18 protein-coding genes and 2 pseudogenes are annotated in these 20882 nt (G+C 50.2%); 14 read left to right on the forward strand and 6 right to left on the reverse strand.

The genetic code is table 11. From position 1 onward, the window contains the following. Positions 1 to 95 precede the first annotated feature (95 nt). Entirely contained in the window at positions 96 to 2519 is a 2424-nt protein-coding gene (plsB, locus tag ABZJ92_RS08360) for a glycerol-3-phosphate 1-O-acyltransferase PlsB (RefSeq protein WP_005050606.1), read from the reverse strand. 170 nt (positions 2520 to 2689) lie between these two features. Here plsB and dgkA point away from each other — a divergent pair, with 170 nt between their 5' ends. The 4 genes from dgkA (at position 2690) to ABZJ92_RS08380 (ending at position 5499) form a co-directional block, all read left to right on the forward strand. Then, positions 2690 to 3058 (forward strand): diacylglycerol kinase, encoded by a 369-nt coding sequence (gene dgkA, locus ABZJ92_RS08365; RefSeq protein WP_000002907.1) that lies wholly within the window; start codon positions 2690 to 2692, stop codon positions 3056 to 3058. A gap of 109 nt (positions 3059 to 3167) precedes the next feature. Further along, on the forward strand, positions 3168 to 3776 hold the full coding sequence (gene lexA, locus ABZJ92_RS08370; RefSeq protein WP_000646078.1) for a transcriptional repressor LexA: 609 nt from the start codon (positions 3168 to 3170) through the stop codon (positions 3774 to 3776). 72 nt (positions 3777 to 3848) lie between these two features. After that, positions 3849 to 5174: an MATE family efflux transporter DinF gene (gene dinF, locus ABZJ92_RS08375; RefSeq protein WP_001301116.1), complete on the forward strand. Its 1326-nt coding sequence runs from the start codon at positions 3849 to 3851 to the stop codon at positions 5172 to 5174. A 115-nt stretch (positions 5175 to 5289) separates the two neighbouring features. Continuing rightward, positions 5290 to 5499 (forward strand): CsbD family protein, encoded by a 210-nt coding sequence (locus ABZJ92_RS08380; protein ID WP_001030593.1) that lies wholly within the window; start codon positions 5290 to 5292, stop codon positions 5497 to 5499. 41 nt (positions 5500 to 5540) lie between these two features. Here ABZJ92_RS08380 and zur read toward each other — a convergent pair whose 3' ends face one another. Continuing rightward, a complete protein-coding gene (gene zur / locus ABZJ92_RS08385) occupies positions 5541 to 6056 on the reverse strand; it encodes a zinc uptake transcriptional repressor Zur (protein WP_001295691.1) in 516 nt (171 codons plus the stop codon). 317 nt (positions 6057 to 6373) lie between these two features. On the opposite strand from zur, the pseudogene ABZJ92_RS08395 reads away from it, so the two are divergent. The 3 genes and pseudogenes from ABZJ92_RS08395 to pspG all read left to right on the forward strand — a co-directional run bounded on the left by ABZJ92_RS08395 (position 6374) and on the right by pspG (position 9135). Next, a pseudogene (locus ABZJ92_RS08395) lies at positions 6374 to 7359 on the forward strand (DUF2713 domain-containing protein). A 362-nt stretch (positions 7360 to 7721) separates the two neighbouring features. Next, a complete protein-coding gene (gene dusA / locus ABZJ92_RS08400) occupies positions 7722 to 8759 on the forward strand; it encodes a tRNA dihydrouridine(20/20a) synthase DusA (protein ID WP_005050598.1) in 1038 nt (345 codons plus the stop codon). Between the two features lie 133 nt (positions 8760 to 8892). Further along, the gene (gene pspG, locus ABZJ92_RS08405; protein WP_000891402.1) at positions 8893 to 9135 is read left to right on the forward strand and encodes an envelope stress response protein PspG; all 243 of its coding nucleotides are present in this window, start codon (positions 8893 to 8895) and stop codon (positions 9133 to 9135) included. A 165-nt stretch (positions 9136 to 9300) separates the two neighbouring features. Here pspG and ABZJ92_RS08410 read toward each other — a convergent pair whose 3' ends face one another. Then, positions 9301 to 10284, reverse strand: a complete 984-nt coding sequence (locus ABZJ92_RS08410; protein ID WP_000235501.1) for a quinone oxidoreductase — start codon at positions 10282 to 10284, stop codon at positions 9301 to 9303. A gap of 82 nt (positions 10285 to 10366) precedes the next feature. Here ABZJ92_RS08410 and dnaB point away from each other — a divergent pair, with 82 nt between their 5' ends. The 3 genes from dnaB (at position 10367) to tyrB (ending at position 14360) form a co-directional block, all read left to right on the forward strand. Continuing rightward, complete coding sequence (dnaB, locus tag ABZJ92_RS08415) at positions 10367 to 11782, forward strand: replicative DNA helicase (RefSeq protein ID WP_000918363.1); 1416 nt, start codon at positions 10367 to 10369, stop codon at positions 11780 to 11782. A 52-nt stretch (positions 11783 to 11834) separates the two neighbouring features. Further along, positions 11835 to 12914: an alanine racemase gene (alr, locus tag ABZJ92_RS08420; RefSeq protein ID WP_001147328.1), complete on the forward strand. Its 1080-nt coding sequence runs from the start codon at positions 11835 to 11837 to the stop codon at positions 12912 to 12914. Positions 12915 to 13166: 252 nt separating this feature from the next. Beyond that, positions 13167 to 14360, forward strand: a complete 1194-nt coding sequence (tyrB, locus tag ABZJ92_RS08425; RefSeq protein WP_000486978.1) for an aromatic amino acid transaminase — start codon at positions 13167 to 13169, stop codon at positions 14358 to 14360. 502 nt (positions 14361 to 14862) lie between these two features. On the opposite strand, the pseudogene ABZJ92_RS08430 reads toward tyrB, so the two are convergent. Further along, positions 14863 to 15067, reverse strand: a pseudogene (locus ABZJ92_RS08430) (hypothetical protein). 401 nt (positions 15068 to 15468) lie between these two features. On the opposite strand from ABZJ92_RS08430, the gene aphA reads away from it, so the two are divergent. The 3 genes from aphA (at position 15469) to ABZJ92_RS08445 (ending at position 17069) form a co-directional block, all read left to right on the forward strand. Beyond that, positions 15469 to 16182 (forward strand): acid phosphatase AphA, encoded by a 714-nt coding sequence (aphA, locus tag ABZJ92_RS08435; RefSeq protein WP_001226928.1) that lies wholly within the window; start codon positions 15469 to 15471, stop codon positions 16180 to 16182. Between the two features lie 110 nt (positions 16183 to 16292). Then, positions 16293 to 16709, forward strand: a complete 417-nt coding sequence (locus tag ABZJ92_RS08440) for a secondary thiamine-phosphate synthase enzyme YjbQ (RefSeq protein ID WP_000270367.1) — start codon at positions 16293 to 16295, stop codon at positions 16707 to 16709. A gap of 3 nt (positions 16710 to 16712) precedes the next feature. Next, on the forward strand, positions 16713 to 17069 hold the full coding sequence (locus tag ABZJ92_RS08445; RefSeq protein ID WP_000155673.1) for an MmcQ/YjbR family DNA-binding protein: 357 nt from the start codon (positions 16713 to 16715) through the stop codon (positions 17067 to 17069). Between the two features lie 34 nt (positions 17070 to 17103). Here ABZJ92_RS08445 and uvrA read toward each other — a convergent pair whose 3' ends face one another. Beyond that, complete coding sequence (gene uvrA, locus ABZJ92_RS08450; RefSeq protein ID WP_000357740.1) at positions 17104 to 19926, reverse strand: excinuclease ABC subunit UvrA; 2823 nt, start codon at positions 19924 to 19926, stop codon at positions 17104 to 17106. Positions 19927 to 20179: 253 nt separating this feature from the next. Between uvrA and ssb1 the strand changes: the two genes are divergently transcribed. Continuing rightward, positions 20180 to 20716, forward strand: coding sequence for a single-stranded DNA-binding protein SSB1 (gene ssb1 / locus ABZJ92_RS08455; protein WP_000168305.1), 537 nt, complete (start codon positions 20180 to 20182; stop codon positions 20714 to 20716). A 107-nt stretch (positions 20717 to 20823) separates the two neighbouring features. On the opposite strand, the gene ABZJ92_RS08460 is transcribed toward ssb1, so the two are convergent. After that, positions 20824 to 20880, reverse strand: a complete 57-nt coding sequence (locus ABZJ92_RS08460; RefSeq protein ID WP_003032489.1) for an IS1 family transposase — start codon at positions 20878 to 20880, stop codon at positions 20824 to 20826. Positions 20881 to 20882: the final 2 nt, after the last annotated feature.

Raw genomic sequence — 20882 nt, forward strand, 5'->3', positions numbered from 1 at the left:
TTCTCAGGCCTACCCGGTGAATCGCAATTTATTGAATTTGCAGGTCATGGTAGGCCGGATAAGGCGTTTTCGCCGCATCCGGCAATTCTCTCTGATTACCCTTCGCCCTGCGTCGCACTCTCAATCGTCAAACGCACGTCTGATGTAATCAACTCCGCCAGCAACTGATAAACCTTCATCGTTTCTGCTGGTTCGGCATCGCCGCTATCGCTGATATACCCTTCATCACGCAGCGTCAGCACCAGAGAACTGAACACCGCCTTGTCGAAGAACTCCGGCGCGTTGATGCCGTGCAGCACGGAGAGACGTTGCGCAACGGTGCGGCTCTCTTTCTCCAGCGTACCGCGGTTGATCGACGGGTTGGCACTCAACAACCAGAAGGTGATGGCATAACGTTGCAGCGTTTCGCGCGCGCCTGCGGCCAGCAGCTGTAGGGTGCGAGAATGCGCCGGGTTGATATGCAACTCATCATCTTGCAGGGTAATCAGCCCCTGACGTTGCATCTCATTTGCCAGCGCATCAATAACGTCCGGCAACTCGTCGCGATCCCAGCGCAGGAACAGCTCCGCTTTCAGCATTGGGTAAAGCACATTGACGTGCTCCATCAATACGTCGCGGGAGATGTGGCGATGCTGGGTGACAATTGCCGCCATCAGCGAAGGCAGCACCAACATATGCGCAATGTTGTTGCGATAGTAGGTCATCAGCACCGCTTGCTCGCGTGGCAGAATGATGATGTCGCCGATAGTGTCTTTCTCGACTTCAAACTTGTTCATTTGCAGCGCGTGATCGATAAGCTCGCTGGCGCTGGCTGAAGGAACGGTAGAGTCCGTGGAGTAAGGTACGTTGCGCATCAGATCCAGGTAGCAGTTGAGTTGCTCGGTTAACTGCTCGCGGGTGAGTGAGCGCTGACGTGATGCCAGTAGCGCAGTACAGCACAGGTTCATGGCGTTTGCCGCGCCTGCGTTGTTAATGCGTACCATCAGATCGGCAGCAATATTATTGACCGTCGGCGTTAACCAGGCCGGACGCACCGCTTCGATGGGATCGATAGATTCACGCCAGTCTGGTACGTGCTGGTTAAGGTAGGTCATCAACGGCATTGGTTCACCGAAGTTGACGTAACCCTGACCGAGATTACGCAGCTTGCTTAAACCGCGCAGCATCTGCGGCAGGCTCTCTTTCTCTTTCGTCGCGCCGCGCAGTTCTTTGGCGTAAGTACCCACTTCCATGACGTGCTCATAACCGATATAGATCGGAATCAGCGTAATCGGACGCGTGCCGCCACGCAGCATCGCCTGAATGGTCATCGACAGCGTACCGGTTTTCGGATCCAGCAAACGCCCCGTGCGGGAACGACCGCCTTCCACGAAGTACTCGACGGAATAACCACGGCTGAACAGTTCGCCGAGATACTCACGGAAAACGGTGGAATAAAGTTTATTGCCTTTAAAAGTACGGCGAATAAAGAACGCCCCCAGACGGCGGAAAATCGGCCCGGCCGGCCAGAAGTTCAGGTTGATCCCGGCGGCGATATGCGGCGGCACCAGTCCCTGGTGGTACAGCACGTAAGAAAGTAGCAGGTAGTCCATGTGACTGCGGTGGCAAGGCACATACACCAGCTCATGACCGTCGTGGGCCAGCTGGCGAACGCGCTCGGCGTTATGGACGTTGATGCCCTGATAAAATCGGTTCCAGGTGAAGCCCAGAATGCGGTCAGTCAGGCGGATCATCTCGTAAGAGAAATTCGCCGCAATCTCTTCCATCAGCGCAATCGCGTTCTGCTGCGCTTTTTCATGGGAGATTTTTTTGCTGCGCGCTTCATCTTCTACCGCTTTGGCAATGGCGCGGGAGGCGAGCAGCTTATTAAACAGATCCTGACGAGCAGGCAGACGTGGGCCTACGGCAGCCAGACGTTGACGGGCAAAGTGCATACGCGCCACGCGCGCCAGTTTCTGAGCGATAGTTTTATCCGTGCCGTGTTCATCCGCCATACGGCGCAGCGACACTGACGGCGAGAAACGCACAAAACTGTCGCGACCGAGCCACAGTACAGCGAAAAATTTCTGTACGCCGTTAAGCATACGCAGCGGCGGGTTCACTTCGCCTTTTTCACGCCCCGGCGCGCGACCAAACATCACCGATACTGGCACCATCTGCACATCCAGATTTGGGTTGCTACGGTGCAAATCGAGATAGTCGTGGAAAAGCTTAATAGACTCTTCTTTCGGCGTGTAATAGGTGAATACACGCGGCCCGCCGTGAATGAACACATAGCGCGGCAGTAGCGTGCCGTCGATTTCCAGCGGCTCTAACGGGTCAGGCAAATCATGTGCCAGACACTGGGCGCGCAACGTCAGCAAATCTGCTTTCGAGTTGTACGGTAAAACGTACATAATTGGACGAGAGGTATCCAGCCCCAGTTCCGGGGCAGGATCTGCCGGAATAGACTTGCTTTTTACCAGGATGCTTAATGGTAAATTCAGTAATTTGTAGTAAATTCGTGGCCAGCCGGACATAAACGATGTAAAGCCTCTGGTTAATAATGCAAATGCGCGGCAAGGATAGCAGAAAGTCATGGGAAATTCTGTGGTATCCGCTCATGTTTCGCGCGGCGTTACGCAAACCCGAATCATCGGATTTAACGGTACACTGATATTGACGCTCATAATGTAAAAAGGTTCTTTCAATGGCCAATAATACAACTGGATTCACCCGAATTATCAAAGCTGCTGGCTATTCCTGGAAAGGTTTACGCGCTGCATGGATCAACGAAGCGGCATTCCGTCAGGAAGGCGTAGCGGTATTGTTGGCGGTGGTCATCGCCTGCTGGCTGGATGTGGACGCAATTACCCGCGTGCTGCTTATCAGCTCCGTGATGCTGGTGATGATTGTGGAAATCCTCAATAGCGCCATCGAAGCAGTGGTTGACCGAATTGGCTCTGAATACCATGAGCTTTCCGGACGCGCAAAAGATATGGGATCCGCCGCGGTGCTGATTGCCATTATCGTCGCCGTGATTACCTGGTGCATCCTGTTATGGTCGCATTTTGGATAACCCTTCCAGATTTCGATAAATCTCTGGTTTATTGTGCAGTTTATGGTTCCAAAATCGCCTTTTGCTGTATATACTCACAGTATAACTGTATATACACCCAGGGGGCGGAATGAAAGCGTTAACGGCCAGGCAACAAGAGGTGTTTGATCTCATCCGTGATCACATCAGCCAGACAGGTATGCCGCCGACGCGTGCGGAAATCGCGCAGCGTTTGGGGTTCCGTTCCCCAAACGCGGCTGAAGAACATCTGAAGGCGCTGGCACGCAAAGGCGTTATTGAAATTGTTTCCGGCGCATCACGCGGGATTCGTCTGTTGCAGGAAGAGGAAGAAGGGTTGCCGCTGGTAGGTCGTGTGGCTGCCGGTGAACCGCTTCTGGCGCAACAGCATATTGAAGGTCATTATCAGGTCGATCCTTCCTTGTTCAAGCCGAATGCTGATTTCCTGCTGCGCGTCAGCGGGATGTCGATGAAAGATATCGGCATTATGGATGGCGACTTGCTGGCAGTGCATAAAACTCAGGATGTACGTAACGGTCAGGTCGTTGTCGCACGTATTGATGACGAAGTTACCGTTAAGCGCCTGAAAAAACAGGGCAATAAAGTCGAACTGTTGCCAGAAAATAGCGAGTTTAAACCAATTGTCGTTGACCTTCGTCAGCAGAGCTTCACCATTGAAGGGCTGGCGGTTGGGGTTATTCGCAACGGCGACTGGCTGTAACATATCTCTGAGACCGCGATGCCGCTTGGCGTCGCGGTTTGTTTTTCATCTCTCTTCATCAGGCTTGTCTGCATGGCATTCCTCACTTCATCTGATAAAGCACTCTGGCATCTCGCCTTACCCATGATTTTCTCCAATATCACCGTTCCGTTGCTGGGACTGGTCGATACGGCGGTAATTGGTCATCTTGATAGTCCGGTTTATTTGGGCGGCGTGGCGGTTGGTGCAACGGCGACCAGCTTTCTCTTTATGCTGTTGCTGTTTTTACGCATGAGCACCACCGGGCTGACTGCGCAGGCTTATGGTGCCAAAAATCCTCAGGCATTAGCCCGTGCGCTGGTGCAACCGTTGCTGTTGGCGTTGGGGGCCGGGGCGTTAATTGCGCTGTTGCGTACGCCGATTATCGATCTGGCGCTGCATATTGTTGGCGGTAGTGAAGCGGTCCTGGAACAGGCGCGGCGCTTTCTTGAAATCCGCTGGTTAAGCGCTCCGGCGTCGCTGGCGAATCTGGTATTACTCGGTTGGTTACTCGGCGTGCAATATGCCCGTGCGCCAGTAATTTTGTTAGTGGTCGGCAATATCCTCAACATTGTGCTGGATGTCTGGCTGGTGATGGGGCTGCATATGAACGTGCAGGGCGCGGCGCTGGCGACGGTTATTGCGGAATATGCAACATTGCTGATTGGTCTGCTAATGGTGCGTAAAATCCTCAAACTACGCGGAATTTCCGGCGAAATGCTGAAAACTGCCTGGCGAGGAAACTTCCGTCGCTTGCTGGCGCTTAACCGCGATATCATGCTGCGTTCGCTGTTGTTGCAACTCTGTTTCGGCGCGATCACCGTACTTGGTGCGCGACTGGGGAGTGACATTATCGCTGTTAACGCGGTTCTGATGACGCTACTCACCTTTACCGCCTATGCGCTTGATGGTTTTGCCTACGCGGTTGAAGCGCACTCCGGTCAGGCATACGGTGCGCGCGACGGTAGCCAGTTGCTGGATGTATGGCGGGCAGCGTGCCGCCAGTCGGGGATTGTAGCGTTACTATTTTCGGTGGTTTATTTGCTGGCAGGGGAACACATCATTGCGTTGCTGACGTCGTTAACCCAGATTCAGCAGCTGGCTGACCGCTATCTTATCTGGCAGGTGATTTTGCCGTTGGTTGGCGTCTGGTGTTATCTGCTGGACGGCATGTTTATAGGCGCAACGCGTGCCGCCGAAATGCGTAACAGTATGGCGGTGGCCGCCGCAGGTTTTGCGCTGACGCTCCTTACGCTGCCGTGGCTGGGTAATCATGGTTTGTGGCTGGCATTAACCGTCTTTCTGGCGTTGCGCGGGCTTTCTCTGGCGGCTATCTGGCGGCGTCACTGGCGCAACGGTACCTGGTTTGCCGCAACGTGACGGTTAAAAATTCTGAATAAATTATCCTAAGCCAAATTGCTGACTACACTTAATCTCACGTTCAGAAGAAAAGTGAACGTACTCTCATTCACAACCTAACGATGAGGTCTTGATTATGAATAAAGATGAAGCCGGCGGTAACTGGAAACAGTTTAAAGGTAAAGTGAAAGAGCAATGGGGCAAACTGACCGATGATGATATGACGATCATTGAAGGTAAACGTGATCAACTGGTCGGTAAAATCCAGGAACGTTATGGTTATCAGAAAGATCAGGCAGAAAAAGAGGTCGTGGATTGGGAAACCCGCAATGAATATCGCTGGTAATTAATCCCTCCTGCCCGACGTGTACAAGGATGTACGCCCTCTTAACGCGGTTTCTTTTTCACCTGCACAGAGTGATCATGCTGGCACTGTTCAGGATGACGACACGCTTCCACTTCCACGCATGCCGCACAGAGCCCATGTGCTTCAATCACATTATGCCGCAGGGCAAACCCCATTTTTGCCGCCAGCGTATGCATAATGTCTTCCACGCCTTCTGCACACTCTTCTTTCACCGCGCCGCAGCGATCGCAAATAAACATGGCTGACGTATGCGTGGGCTGGTCGAACAGATGACAGAGCACATAACTGTTGGTGGATTCCACCTTATGCACAAAACCTTGCTCAAGCAGAAAATCCAGCGCGCGATAAACCGTTGGCGGCTTGGCTTGCGGTTCAGCTTCGCGCAGTAAATCAAGCAGATCATAAGCGCTGATAGCGCCATCCTGCAGACTCATCAGGCGCAACACTTCCAGGCGCTGTGGGGTCAGGCGCACATTACGCTGCGCGCAGATTTTTTCAGCCTGCGCTAATAACTCCTGCGTTGTGGTCTTTTCCATCGGGCACCTCAAAGTGGGGGTTAAGAATGTCCTTACTTTACCATGTTCCAGGAAAAACACCGAGAACCCTTATTGTTGCCGTAATGTTGATTTTCTGTTTTGTAGGTAAGGTGTTGTGTTGCCTTATCGTACCATTATCAACACGATAATAATTAATAATTCATTTTTAAATAAATTGCTTCAAGTTAACTCGCTATTTATTTAACTGGGTTTAAACGCATACCTGTAGTTCAGAAATTATGAGCGATTTTTGATAGTGACCAGATGGCAAAAGAATTATAAGGAGGACACGGTACGACAAAAAAGGTAGATGAATCATGTTGAAGATAATACCCGGTGCAACTGGATACTTTAATAAAACACTCAATTCAAATCAATTCGAAAATAAAGATGCAACCAAAGATAAATTGGATAATAGAGGTTCAATCAAAGGTAAATTAAATAATACATATGGTAAATCTATTGATTATGCAGCGCTGCGTCATCGGGATATAATTATTGCAAAAATAGATTTGTTTATTCAACGAATCACGCATAATTTATGGCATGCACGTAAAAAAATGTGTTTTTAATTGAGCACATAAATGATCTCAAAATGTGGGTCAATAAGTATACTGACGATTGCACTGATGAGGATTTAAACGATCGTGACTTTATTGCATCAGTTGTTGACCGGGCTATTTTTCATTTCGCGATTAATAGTATATGTAATCCTGGGGATAATAAAGATGCAATGCCCATTGAACAATGTACTTTTGATGTAGAAACTAAGAATGGCCTTCCCTCCACGGTTCAGCTATTTTATGAGGAATCTAAGGATAATGAACCTTTAGCGAATATACATTTTCAAGCAATAGGTTCTGGTTTTTTAACGTTTGTTAATGCCTGCCAGGAACATGATGACAACAGCTTAAAATTATTTGCTTCGCTGTTAATTTCACTTTCATATTCTAGTGCCTACGCAGATTTATCAGAAACAGTGTATATTAATGAAAATAATGAGAGCTACCTGAAAGCTCAGTTTGAAAAATTATATCAACGTGATATGAAGAAGTACCTGGGAGAGATGAAGCGTCTGGCAGATGGGGGAGAAATGAATTTTGATGGCTATCTGGATAAGATGTCACATCTGGTGAATGAAGGAACGCTCGATCCTGATATTTTAAGCAAAATGCGAGATGCTGCACCACAATTAATTAGCTTCGCGAAGTCGTTTGACCCAACCTCAAAGGAAGAGATTAAAATACTTACAGACACTTCTAAATTAATTTATGACTTGTTCGGGGTTAAATCGGAGAAATAATATGTGAAGTTCTTCGATAGTATGGAAGGCATTATATAAAAGGACCCAATATTTATTGGGTTCTTTTTTCTCTATCAATGCTATTAGCAGGGAGATATATCACCAGAGTTTAATGTGTGATTTTTTATTTATCGTCGAACCTGGATTGTTTATCATTGGCCTTAACAAAGTTAACGGCTAATAAGATTATTTCCATCACTTCGTGAGAGCTTCATGCCTTGAGAGGATCTCAATTTTCTTTTGCAATGAGACAGGCGCTTCCTGTTGTTATGGTATAGTACCCCGCTATTGAGCCTCCTGAACAGTGAAGCTGAATAACATAACCCCATGATATATCGATAAAATAATCTCTACATTTGAAAATGCACGGTAATTCTGAAATGCAAAAAATCAACCAAACCAGCGCAATGCCTGAAAAAACTGACGTTCACTGGAGTGGTCGGTTTAGTGTTGCACCAATGCTCGACTGGACGGACAGACATTGCCGCTATTTCTTGCGTCTGCTTTCCCGCAATACGTTGCTTTATACCGAAATGGTGACCACAGGGGCGATAATTCACGGTAAAGGTGATTATCTGGCGTACAGTGAAGAAGAACATCCGGTAGCGTTGCAACTGGGCGGTAGCGATCCGGCGGCGCTGGCGCAGTGTGCAAAGCTGGCAGAAGCGCGCGGATATGATGAGATCAACCTGAATGTCGGCTGCCCGTCTGACCGGGTGCAGAACGGCATGTTTGGTGCGTGTCTGATGGGTAATGCGCAGCTGGTTGCCGACTGCGTGAAAGCGATGCGCGATGTGGTGTCGATTCCGGTGACGGTGAAAACGCGTATTGGCATCGACGACCAGGACAGCTATGAATTTCTCTGCGATTTCATCAATACCGTTTCCGGCAAAGGCGAGTGTGAGATGTTCATCATCCACGCACGTAAAGCCTGGCTTTCGGGGTTAAGCCCGAAAGAAAACCGTGAAATCCCGCCGCTCGATTATCCGCGTGTGTATCAACTGAAGCGTGACTTCCCGCATCTGACAATGTCGATTAACGGTGGTATCAAGTCGCTGGAAGAAGCTAAAGCGCATTTGCAACATATGGATGGCGTGATGGTCGGGCGCGAGGCGTATCAGAATCCGGGTATTCTGGCGGCGGTAGACCGGGAGATCTTTGGTTCCTCGGATACCGATGCCGATCCGGTGGCAGTAGTGCGTGCCATGTATCCGTACATTGAGCATGAACTCAGCCAGGGGACGTATCTCGGCCATATTATCCGGCATATGCTGGGTTTGTTCCAGGGTATTCCTGGCGCGCGGCAGTGGCGGCGTTATTTAAGTGAAAATGCCCATAAAGCGGGTGCTGACATTAACGTGCTGGAACACGCGCTCAAACTGGTGGCGGATAAGCGTTAACTTTTCACCAAAAAGTAGTCAAATTCACCACGCCCTGCGCACCGTCGCGGGGCGTTTTGCTGTTAAATCAATAGATTATTTTTGGCATGATTCTTGTAATGCCAGCAAGAGATTTCATATTTGGGAGAGCATCATGCTGGAACTACTTTTTGTGATTGGCTTTTTTGTCATGCTGATGGTCACCGGCGTTTCGTTGCTGGGCATTATCGCCGCGCTGGTTGTGGCGACGGCCATTATGTTCCTCGGCGGTATGCTGGCATTGATGATTAAGTTGCTGCCGTGGTTACTACTGGCGATTGCGGTGGTGTGGGTTATTAAGGCGATTAAAGCACCAAAAATGCCGAAATATCAGCGTTATGACCGCTGGCGTTACTAAGGGATTGTGCGGATGATCACAACCTAAGGTTTTATCCTTAGAACAAAATAGGAATTGATAATCAAATCTGTCACTATTGCGCCTCTAACAGATTCATCGTGCTGTACCCTACATACAGCCGAACTATAAAAAGAAAGGGCTTCCCAGGTGGAAGCCCTATTTCTTTTATGGAATCAGCAGGCTGGAACCTTGCGTCGCCCGGCTTTCCAGAATCTCATGCGCACGCTGCGCATCCTTCAGCGGATATTTCTGCTGCTCGGCGACATCGACCTTAATCACACCGCTGGCAATCAAAGAGAACAGTTCATTACTGGCCTCGGTTAATTCCTCCCGCGTGGTGATATAGCCTTGCAGGGAAGGGCGTGTCACATACAACGAGCCTTTTTGATTGAGAATGCCTAAGTTCACACCGGTAACCGCACCTGATGAGTTGCCAAAACTGACCATTAAGCCGCGGCGTTGCAGGCAATCCAGCGACCGTTCCCAGGTGTCTCTGCCCACGGAATCGTACACTACGCGCACTTTCTTACCGCCGGTGATCTCTTTCAATCGCTCGACCAGATTCTCTTCACGATAGTTAATAACCTGCCACGCGCCGGCTTTTAGCGCGCTCTGCGCTTTTTGCGCGGTTCCTACGGTGCCGATGAGTTTCGCGCCCAGGGCTTTTGCCCACTGGCAGGCAATTAAGCCAATGCCGCCAGCCGCTGCGTGGAACAGGAACTGTTCATCGGGTTTAATTTCATAGGTTTTGCGCAGCAGATAATAAACCGTTAAGCCTTTCAGGAAGGATGCCGCAGCTTGCTCAAAAGAAATTGCCGCAGGCAGAATCGCCGCTTTATCCGCATTAATGTTATGCACAGAGCTGTAAGCGCCTAACGCCGACTGCGCATAGACTACATGATCGCCAGCCTTAATATGCTTTACACCACTGCCGACTTTACTCACGATGCCTGCCGCTTCGGTACCTAATCCGCTGGGTAGCGATGGCGGCGGGTAAAGGCCGCTGCGGATATACGTGTCGATAAAATTGATGCCGATGGCTTTATTTTCGACCTGGATTTCATTCTCCGCCGGATCGGCAGGAGTGAACTCTACGGCTTGAAGTACTTCCGGGCCACCGTGCTTGTGAAATTCAATTCGTGTTGCCATGTGTCCTCCAGAACGTATCGTCAGGGTCTGCTTCATATGGTAAAGTTTCGACCCATTCTTTATTTCGGTAACTCCATTCACTATGGCAGGAAATAAACCCTTCAACAAACAGCAGGCTGAACCCCGCGAACGCGATCCACAAGTTGCCGGGCTGAAAGTGCCTCCGCACTCGATCGAAGCGGAGCAGTCGGTGTTGGGCGGTTTAATGCTGGATAACGAACGCTGGGATGATGTAGCCGAGCGTGTGGTAGCAGACGATTTTTACACCCGCCCACACCGTCATATCTTTACTGAAATGGCGCGTTTGCAGGAAAGCGGTAGTCCTATCGATCTGATTACCCTTGCGGAATCGTTGGAACGCCAGGGGCAACTCGATAGCGTCGGTGGTTTTGCTTATCTGGCAGAGCTGTCAAAAAATACGCCAAGTGCGGCGAACATCAGTGCTTATGCGGACATCGTGCGTGAACGTGCCGTTGTCCGTGAGATGATCTCGGTTGCGAATGAGATTGCTGAAGCCGGTTTTGATCCGCAGGGGCGTACCAGCGAAGATCTGCTGGACCTTGCTGAATCCCGCGTCTTTAAAATTGCCGAAAGTCGTGCAAACAAAGACGAAGGGCCGAAGAACATCGCCGATGTGCTCGACGCAACCGTGGCGCGTATTGAGCAGTTGTTTCAGCAGCCACACGATGGCGTTACCGGGGTAAACACCGGTTATGACGATCTCAACAAAAAAACCGCTGGCTTGCAGCCGTCGGATTTGATCATCGTCGCCGCGCGTCCGTCGATGGGTAAAACAACATTTGCGATGAACCTCGTCGAAAACGCGGCAATGTTGCAGGATAAACCAGTACTTATCTTCTCGCTGGAGATGCCATCAGAACAGATCATGATGCGTTCTCTGGCGTCGCTGTCGCGCGTTGACCAGACTAAAATCCGTACCGGGCAGCTCGATGATGAAGACTGGGCGCGCATTTCCGGCACCATGGGTATTTTGCTCGAAAAACGCAATATCTATATCGATGACTCTTCCGGCCTGACGCCAACGGAAGTGCGTTCCCGCGCACGCCGTATTGCCCGTGAACACGGCGGCATCGGGCTTATCATGATCGACTACCTGCAACTGATGCGCGTACCGGCGCTTTCCGATAACCGTACGCTGGAAATTGCAGAAATCTCCCGCTCGCTGAAAGCACTGGCGAAAGAACTGAACGTGCCGGTGGTGGCGCTGTCCCAGTTGAACCGTTCTCTGGAACAACGTGCCGACAAACGTCCGGTCAACTCCGACCTGCGTGAATCTGGCTCTATCGAGCAGGATGCGGACTTGATCATGTTTATCTATCGTGATGAGGTGTATCACGAAAACAGTGATTTAAAAGGCATCGCGGAAATTATTATCGGTAAACAACGTAACGGCCCAATCGGGACGGTACGCCTGACCTTTAACGGTCAATGGTCGCGCTTCGACAACTATGCGGGGCCGCAGTACGACGACGAATAATAATTATTTTATGAATTAGGTAATTAAAGCAAACAATTATCAAGGAACACAAATGCAAGCGGCAACTGTTGTGATTAACCGCCGCGCTCTGCGACACAACCTGCAACGTCTTCGTGAACTGGCACCTGCCAGTAAAATGGTTGCGGTGGTGAAAGCGAACGCTTATGGTCACGGTCTTCTTGAGACCGCGCGAACGCTCCCCGATGCTGACGCCTTTGGCGTAGCCCGTCTCGAAGAAGCTCTGCGACTGCGTGCGGGGGGAATCACCAAACCTGTACTGTTACTCGAAGGCTTTTTTGATGCCAGAGATCTGCCGACGATTTCTGCGCAACATTTTCATACCGCCGTGCATAACGAAGAACAGCTGGCTGCGCTGGAAGAGGCTAGCTTGGACGAGCCGGTTACCGTCTGGATGAAACTCGATACCGGTATGCACCGTCTGGGCGTAAGGCCGGAACAGGCTGAGGCGTTTTATCATCGCCTGACCCAGTGCAAAAACGTTCGTCAGCCGGTGAATATCGTCAGCCATTTTGCGCGCGCGGATGAACCAAAATGTGGCGCAACCGAGAAACAACTCGCTATCTTTAATACCTTTTGCGAAGGCAAACCTGGTCAACGTTCCATTGCCGCGTCGGGTGGCATTCTGCTGTGGCCACAGTCGCATTTTGACTGGGTGCGCCCGGGCATCATTCTTTATGGCGTCTCGCCGCTGGAAGATCGCTCCACCGGTGCCGATTTTGGCTGTCAGCCAGTGATGTCACTAACCTCCAGCCTGATTGCCGTGCGTGAGCATAAAGCCGGAGAGCCTGTTGGTTATGGTGGAACCTGGGTAAGCGAACGTGATACCCGTCTTGGCGTAGTCGCGATGGGCTATGGCGATGGTTATCCGCGCGCCGCGCCGTCCGGTACGCCAGTGCTGGTGAACGGTCGCGAAGTACCGATTGTCGGGCGCGTGGCGATGGATATGATCTGCGTAGACTTAGGTCCACAGGCGCAGGACAAAGCCGGGGATCCGGTCATTTTATGGGGCGAAGGTTTGCCCGTAGAACGTATCGCTGAAATGACGAAAGTAAGCGCTTACGAACTTATTACGCGCCTGACTTCAAGGGTCGCGATGAAATACGTGGATTAATCGTTCTGTAATATTTGATTGTCTGTGCCGGATGCGGCGTGAATGCCTTATCCGGCCAATAAAATCCTAAAAATTCAATAAGTTGATGTTCTTTCATGCTCTTATAAAGGTCGTGCCTCTGGCGGATGTACGTTTATCATTAGTCTCACTCTGTTGCTAATTGCCGTTCGCTCCTGAACATCCACTCGATCTTCGCCTTCTTCCGGTTTATTGTGTTTTAACCACCTGCCCGTAAACCTGGAGAACCATCGCGTGTTTCAAAAAGTTGACGCCTACGCTGGCGACCCGATTCTTACGCTTATGGAGCGTTTTAAAGAAGACCCTCGCAGCGACAAAGTGAATTTAAGTATCGGTCTGTACTACAACGAAGACGGAATTATTCCACAATTGAAAGCCGTGGCGGAGGCGGAAGCGCGCCTGAATGCGCAGCCCCATGGCGCTTCGCTTTATTTACCGATGGAAGGGCTTAACAGCTATCGCCATGCCATTGCGCCGCTGCTGTTTGGTGCGGACCATCCGGTACTGCAACAACAGCGCGTAGCAACCATTCAAACCCTTGGCGGCTCAGGGGCATTGAAAGTGGGCGCGGATTTCCTGAAACGCTACTTCCCGGAATCAGGCGTCTGGGTCAGCGATCCTACTTGGGAAAACCACGTAGCAATATTCGCCGGGGCTGGATTCGAAGTGAGTACTTACCCCTGGTATGACGAAGTGACTAACAGCGTGCGCTTTAATGACCTGTTGGCGACGCTGAAAACATTACCTGCCCGCAGTATTGTGTTGCTGCATCCATGTTGCCACAACCCAACGGGTGCCGATCTCACTAATGATCAGTGGGATGCGGTGATTGAAATTCTCAAAGCCCGCGAGCTTATCCCATTCCTCGATATTGCCTATCAAGGATTTAGTGCCGGTATGGAAGAGGATGCCTACGCTATTCGCGCCATTGCCAGTGCTGGATTACCCGCTCTGGTGAGCAATTCGTTCTCGAAAATTTTCTCCCTTTACGGCGAGCGCGTCGGCGGACTTTCTGTTCTGTGTGAAGATGCCGAAGCCGCTGGCCGCGTACTGGGGCAATTGAAAGCAACAGTTCGCCGCAACTACTCCAGCCCGCCGAATTTTGGTGCGCAGGTGGTGGCTGCAGTGCTGAATGACGAGGCATTGAAAGCCAGCTGGCTGGCGGAAGTAGAAGAGATGCGTACTCGCATTCTGGCAATGCGTCAGGAATTGGTGAAGGTATTAAGCACAGAGATGCCAGAACGCAATTTCGATTATCTGCTTAATCAGCGCGGCATGTTCAGTTATACCGGTTTAAGTGCCGCTCAGGTTGACCGACTACGTGAAGAATTTGGTGTCTATCTCATCGCCAGCGGTCGCATGTGTGTCGCCGGGTTAAATACGGCAAATGTACAACGTGTGGCAAAGGCGTTTGCTGCGGTGATGTAATGCAGGAAAGCAGGCTGGAGTTACCCAGCCTGCAGTGAAATTAAACTGTCGTCGCTTTCACTATTTCTTTGTAGATGATTTTTTTGATGCCGTTGTTCTACGTGAGAGATAATAAAACGTTGTCAGTTCTTTTATTGTTAAGTTTATCCCAATTATCTGGAATTCCTTTCCCTATTTTTTCGTGTGGAGTAATAATTTCTGCACATCTAACCATTATTAAATTTAATAATAAGTATCGGGTTTGTTACGATAGAATATTTCTATATCCTCAAGAATATGCTTTGCCTTATTGCCTGTGACTTTCTGAGATTCAATTATAGTATCGTTAAATTCTAATGTTAAAGAGAACTCTTTTTTCCGCTTTGTGTAAGTTTAACCTTATATTGATTACCAATATCAAATAAAAAGGTCCTGTAATGAGAATAATCACCTTTAACCTCCTCGGCAAAACAGCAAAGCGTGCAAATATACATAAAGTCTTTCTTACCCCTGATTTTGTTAACTAAATCAATAAATGCGTGAAAAACTTTACTTGCAATAGAACTTGATACTTCTTCTCCAGGTCTACAAAAATCTTTTGCAATTTTTAACTGTGTTTCTATGTATAAAAAGAAATCTTTGGCATAAGAGATATCTTTATTATTTAGTGCATCTAGCTCAACAGGTAAAGATGTCGTTTTGTTGCTATTCACATATGATATATTCATATCATCATCTCCATCGCGAGTAATAAAATTAATCACCATTGTAGGGTAGGGGGCTGGTCAATCAGAAATCATCTTTATAAACTTCGATTGTTTTTGTAATGCTGTATCATTAAGTTCATTAAATCGTACAGCAGATAAATGTTCTATCAAATTTCGCTCATTTGCCGAGGATTCATCATAATAAACGTAAAATTAATGTATCCTTACATCGAGTAATAAACATTTTTTATACAAAAAAAGACAGGAACGTATTTACTGGGTTAAATATAATCATCCTGCTTTTCATCACAAAAACCGCAGATAATCCTTCCTTTCCCCGGCAGCTGGCGTTATGGTCAGATGGTTTTTGCAACAAATCTCACAATAAAAAGTTTCAACATACTGACTATTTAGGGAAAAATATGCGCAAGATCACACAGGCAATCAGTGCCGTTTGCTTATTGTTCGCTCTAAACAGTTCCGCTGTTGCCCTGGCCTCATCTCCTTCACCGCTTAACCCTGGGACTAACGTTGCCAGGCTTGCTGAACAGGCACCAATTCATTGGGTTTCGGTCGCACAAATTGAAAATAGCCTCGCAGGGCGTCCGCCAATGGCGGTGGGGTTTGATATCGATGACACGGTACTTTTTTCCAGTCCGGGGTTCTGGCGCGGCAAAAAAACCTTCTCGCCAGAAAGCGAAGATTATCTGAAAAATCCTGTGTTCTGGGAAAAAATGAATAATGGCTGGGATGAATTCAGCATTCCAAAAGAGGTCGCTCGCCAGCTGATTGATATGCATGTACGCCGCGGTGACGCGATCTTCTTTGTGACTGGTCGTAGCCCGACGAAAACAGAAACGGTTTCAAAAACGCTGGCGGATAATTTTCATATTCCTGCCACCAACATGAATCCGGTAATCTTTGCGGGCGATAAACCAGGGCAAAATACAAAATCGCAATGGCTGCAGGATAAAAATATCCGAATTTTTTATGGCGATTCCGATAACGATATTACCGCCGCACGCGATGTCGGCGCTCGTGGTATCCGCATTCTGCGCGCCTCCAACTCTACCTACAAACCCTTGCCACAAGCGGGTGCGTTTGGTGAAGAGGTGATCGTCAATTCAGAATACTGACAGAGCGGGAGAGAGTGATGCTCTCCCGAATGCTGTTTTTTTAATCACACCTTTATCCTTTCGCTGTCTTGCTGCAAACTGATTAAGAGAGTTTTATCAAGGAGCAGCACATGTGGTATCAAAAGACGCTCACGCTTAGCGCCAAATCTCGTGGGTTTCATCTGGTAACGGATGAAATTCTGAATCAGCTGGCTGATATGCCGCGCGTTAACATCGGCTTACTGCATCTGTTGCTGCAACATACCTCCGCCTCTCTGACACTTAATGAGAACTGCGATCCCACCGTACGCCACGACATGGAGTGTTTTTTCCTCCGCACCGTTCCCGACAACGGAAATTATGAGCATGACTATGAGGGAGCAGACGATATGCCTTCTCATATCAAATCCTCAATGCTGGGAACATCGCTTGTATTGCCGGTACATAAAGGGCGTATTCAGACCGGCACTTGGCAAGGCATCTGGCTGGGGGAACATCGCATCCACGGCGGATCGCGTCGCATCATCGCGACACTACAAGGGGAGTAAAAAATGACCATTTCGGAGTTGCTACAATATTGCATGGCAAAACCAAGCGCAGAACAGAGCGTGCATAACGACTGGAAAGCGACGCAGATCAAAGTGGAAGATGTACTGTTTGCGATGGTGAAAGAAGTAGAAAATCGCCCAGCTGTTTCGCTGAAAACCAGCCCGGAGCTGGCGGAGCTGCTACGTCAGCAGCACAGCGATGTGCGTCCTAGCCGCCATCTGAATAAAGCGCACTGGAGCACCGTGTATCTCGACGGTTCGCTGCCGGATTCGCAAATCTATTATCTGGTGGATGCGTCTTATCAGCAGGCAGTGAATTTACTACCGGAAGAAAAGCGTAAATTGCTGGTACAACTCTGAAAGGAAAAGGCCGCTCAGAAAGCGGCCTTAACGATTACAGCATCGGCTTGAGGAAGCGTGCCGTATGCGAAGCTTCGCACTCCGCGACGGTTTCTGGCGTACCGGAGACGAGGATTTCGCCGCCGCCACTGCCGCCTTCTGGTCCCAGGTCGACAATCCAGTCAGCGGTTTTGATCACGTCGAGATTGTGCTCAATCACCACAATGGTATTGCCCTGATCGCGCAGTTTATGCAGCACGTCGAGGAGTTGCTGAATATCGGCGAAGTGCAGACCGGTGGTCGGCTCGTCGAGAATATACAGCGTCTGCCCGGTGCCGCGTTTTGACAGCTCACGCGCCAGCTTCACGCGCTGGGCTTCACCACCAGAAAGTGTGGTTGCGGACTGCCCCAGGCGAATGTACGTCAGACCAACGTCCATCAACGTTTGCAGCTTACGCGCCAGAGCTGGCACCGCATCAAAGAACTCACGCGCCTCTTCGATGGTCATATCCAGCACTTCGTGGATGGTTTTGCCTTTGTACTTAATTTCCAGCGTTTCACGGTTATAGCGTTTACCTTTGCACTGATCGCACGGCACGTAGATATCCGGCAGGAAGTGCATCTCCACTTTGATCACACCGTCGCCCTGACAGGCTTCGCAGCGCCCGCCACGGACGTTAAAGCTGAAACGTCCTGGCGTATAACCACGCGCACGGGATTCCGGTACGCCCGCAAACAGTTCGCGCACAGGCGTAAACACGCCGGTATAGGTCGCCGGGTTAGAACGTGGAGTACGACCAATTGGGCTTTGGTCGATATCGATCACTTTATCGAAATGCTCCAGTCCCTGAATATCGCGATACGGTGCCGGTTCGGCGATGGTCGCACCATTCAACTGGCGTTGGGCAATCGGGAACAGTGTGTCGTTAATCAGCGTCGATTTACCGGAACCTGAAACCCCTGTGATGCAGGTAAACAGACCGACTGGCAGCGTGAGCGTCACGTCCTTCAGGTTGTTGCCGCGTGCGCCTGTCAGCTTCAGCACTTTTTCTGGATTCGCCGGAACGCGTTTCTTCGGCACTTCAATCTTGCGTTTACCGCTCATGTACTGCCCGGTCAACGATTCAGGCACCGCCATAATCGCTTCCAGCGGACCTTCTGCGACCACTTCACCGCCGTGAACACCCGCACCAGGACCGATATCGATCACATGGTCAGCGGCGCGAATTGCGTCTTCGTCATGCTCCACCACAATCACGGTATTACCGAGATCGCGCAGATGGATAAGCGTACCCAACAGGCGCTCGTTATCGCGCTGGTGCAGGCCGATAGACGGCTCGTCCAGCACGTACATAACGCCAACCAGGCCCGCACCAATCTGGCTCGCCAGACGGATACGCTGGGCTTCACCGCCGGAAAGTGTTTCTGCCGAGCGGGAAAGTGTCAGGTAATTCAGGCCGACGTTTACGAGGAATTTCAGGCGATCGCCGATCTCTTTAAGAATTTTTTCCGCAATCTTCGCCCGCTGACCAGCGAGTTTGAGATTGTTGAAGAATTCCATCGCATGACCGATGCTCATGTCGGAGATAGCAGGCAGCGGCGTATTCTCGACATAAACGTGGCGCGCTTCCCGACGCAGACGCGTCCCTTCGCAGCTGGCGCATGGGCGATTGCTGATAAACTTGGCTAATTCTTCACGTACCGCACTGGATTCTGTCTCTTTATAACGGCGCTCCATATTGTGCAGCACGCCTTCGAACGGATGACGACGGATGGAGGTATCGCCACGATCGTTCATGTATTTGAATTCAATGTTTTCTTTGCCAGAACCGTACAACACCACTTTATGCACGTTCGCGCTCAGGCTGCCCCACGGCGCTTCGACGTCGAACTTATAGTGATCTGCCAGCGATTTCAGCATCTGGAAGTAATAGAAGTTGCGGCGATCCCAGCCACGGATCGCACCGCCAGCCAGTGACAGCTCGGGGTTTTGGATCACGCGGTCAGGATCGAAATATTGCTGTACGCCAAGGCCGTCACAGGTCGGGCAGGCACCTGCCGGGTTGTTAAACGAAAACAGTCGCGGCTCCAGTTCACGCATACTGTAGCCGCAAATTGGGCAGGCGAAGTTGGCGGAGAACAGCAGCTCTTCCGCTTTCGGGTCGTCCATATCCGCCACTACCGCTGTACCACCGGAAAGTTCCAGCGCGGTTTCAAACGACTCCGCAAGACGTTGGGTAAGATCGTCACGCACCTTGAAGCGATCAACCACCACTTCAATGGTATGTTTCTTTTGCAGTTCCAGTTTCGGCGGATCGGAAAGATCGCAGACTTCGCCATCAATACGAGCACGGATGTAACCCTGGCTTGCCAGGTTCTCCAGCGTTTTGGTGTGTTCGCCTTTGCGCTCTTTAATGATTGGCGCGAGCAGCATCAGACGCTTGCCTTCCGGCTGCGACAGCACGTTATCCACCATCTGGCTGACGGTTTGCGCCGCCAGCGGGACGTCGTGGTCCGGACAGCGCGGTTCGCCGACGCGGGCGAACAACAAACGCAAATAGTCGTGGATTTCGGTGATTGTCCCCACCGTAGAACGCGGGTTATGAGACGTCGATTTCTGCTCAATTGAGATGGCAGGAGAAAGCCCCTCAATATGATCGACGTCCGGCTTTTCCATCAGTGACAGAAACTGCCGCGCGTAGGCGGAAAGGGATTCAACGTAACGGCGCTGCCCTTCGGCATATAAGGTGTCGAAAGCGAGCGAGGATTTGCCAGAACCCGAAAGCCCGGTCACGACAATGAGCTTGTCGCGGGGGATAACGAGGTTGATGTTTTTGAGATTATGGGTGCGGGCGCCCCGAACTTCGATCTTATCCATTCACCTTTCCCGGATTAAACGCTTTTTTGCCCGGTGGCATGGTGCTACCGGCGATCACAAACGGTTAATTATGACACAAATTGACCTGAATGAATATACAGTATTGGAATGCATTATCCGGAGTGTTGTGTAACAATGTCTGGCCAGGTTTGTTTCCCGGAACCGAGGTCACAACATAGTAAAAGCGCTATTGGTAATGGTACAATCGCGCGTTTACACTTATTCAGAACGATTTTTTTCAGGAGACACGAACATGGCCAGCAGAGGCGTAAACAAGGTTATTCTCGTTGGTAATCTGGGTCAGGACCCGGAAGTACGCTACATGCCAAATGGTGGCGCAGTTGCCAACATTACGCTGGCTACTTCCGAATCCTGGCGTGATAAAGCGACCGGCGAGATGAAAGAACAGACTGAATGGCACCGCGTTGTGCTGTTCGGCAAACTGGCAGAAGTGGCGAGCGAATATCTGCGTAAAGGTTCTCAGGTTTATATCGAAGGTCAGCTGCGTACCCGTAAATGGACCGATCAATCCGGTCAGGATCGCTACACCACAGAAGTCGTGGTGAACGTTGGCGGCACCATGCAGATGCTGGGTGGTCGTCAGGGTGGTGGCGCTCCGGCAGGTGGCAATATCGGTGGTGGTCAGCCGCAGGGCGGTTGGGGTCAGCCTCAGCAGCCGCAGGGTGGCAATCAGTTCAGCGGCGGCGCGCAGTCTCGCCCGCAGCAGTCCGCTCCGGCAGCGCCGTCTAACGAGCCGCCGATGGACTTTGATGATGACATTCCGTTCTGATTTGTCATTAAAACAATAGGTTATATTGTTTTAAGGTGGATGATTAAAGCATCTGCCAGCCATAAAAAAGAAGCCTCCGTTATGGAGGCTTCGGTAATGACTCCAACTTACTGATAGTGTTTTATGTTCAGATAATGCCCGATGACCTTGTCATGCAGCTCCACCG

Source organism: Shigella sp. FJ200513 (assembly GCF_040495915.1).
In the GTDB taxonomy this organism is placed as follows: Bacteria; Pseudomonadota; Gammaproteobacteria; order Enterobacterales; family Enterobacteriaceae; genus ECMA0423.

Bases quoted from the DNA above. Each gene is read 5' to 3' on its own strand.
- plsB (WP_005050606.1), bottom strand. From the start codon at position 2,519: ATGTCCGGCTGGCCACGAATTTACTACAAATTACTGAATTTACCATTA.
- dgkA (WP_000002907.1), top strand. From the start codon at position 2,690: ATGGCCAATAATACAACTGGATTCACCCGAATTATCAAAGCTGCTGGC.
- lexA (WP_000646078.1), top strand. From the start codon at position 3,168: ATGAAAGCGTTAACGGCCAGGCAACAAGAGGTGTTTGATCTCATCCGT.
- dinF (WP_001301116.1), top strand. From the start codon at position 3,849: ATGGCATTCCTCACTTCATCTGATAAAGCACTCTGGCATCTCGCCTTA.
- ABZJ92_RS08380 (WP_001030593.1), top strand. From the start codon at position 5,290: ATGAATAAAGATGAAGCCGGCGGTAACTGGAAACAGTTTAAAGGTAAA.
- zur (WP_001295691.1), bottom strand. From the start codon at position 6,056: ATGGAAAAGACCACAACGCAGGAGTTATTAGCGCAGGCTGAAAAAATC.
- dusA (WP_005050598.1), top strand. From the start codon at position 7,722: ATGCACGGTAATTCTGAAATGCAAAAAATCAACCAAACCAGCGCAATG.
- pspG (WP_000891402.1), top strand. From the start codon at position 8,893: ATGCTGGAACTACTTTTTGTGATTGGCTTTTTTGTCATGCTGATGGTC.
- ABZJ92_RS08410 (WP_000235501.1), bottom strand. From the start codon at position 10,284: ATGGCAACACGAATTGAATTTCACAAGCACGGTGGCCCGGAAGTACTT.
- dnaB (WP_000918363.1), top strand. From the start codon at position 10,367: ATGGCAGGAAATAAACCCTTCAACAAACAGCAGGCTGAACCCCGCGAA.
- alr (WP_001147328.1), top strand. From the start codon at position 11,835: ATGCAAGCGGCAACTGTTGTGATTAACCGCCGCGCTCTGCGACACAAC.
- aphA (WP_001226928.1), top strand. From the start codon at position 15,469: ATGCGCAAGATCACACAGGCAATCAGTGCCGTTTGCTTATTGTTCGCT.
- ABZJ92_RS08440 (WP_000270367.1), top strand. From the start codon at position 16,293: ATGTGGTATCAAAAGACGCTCACGCTTAGCGCCAAATCTCGTGGGTTT.
- ABZJ92_RS08445 (WP_000155673.1), top strand. From the start codon at position 16,713: ATGACCATTTCGGAGTTGCTACAATATTGCATGGCAAAACCAAGCGCA.
- uvrA (WP_000357740.1), bottom strand. From the start codon at position 19,926: ATGGATAAGATCGAAGTTCGGGGCGCCCGCACCCATAATCTCAAAAAC.
- ssb1 (WP_000168305.1), top strand. From the start codon at position 20,180: ATGGCCAGCAGAGGCGTAAACAAGGTTATTCTCGTTGGTAATCTGGGT.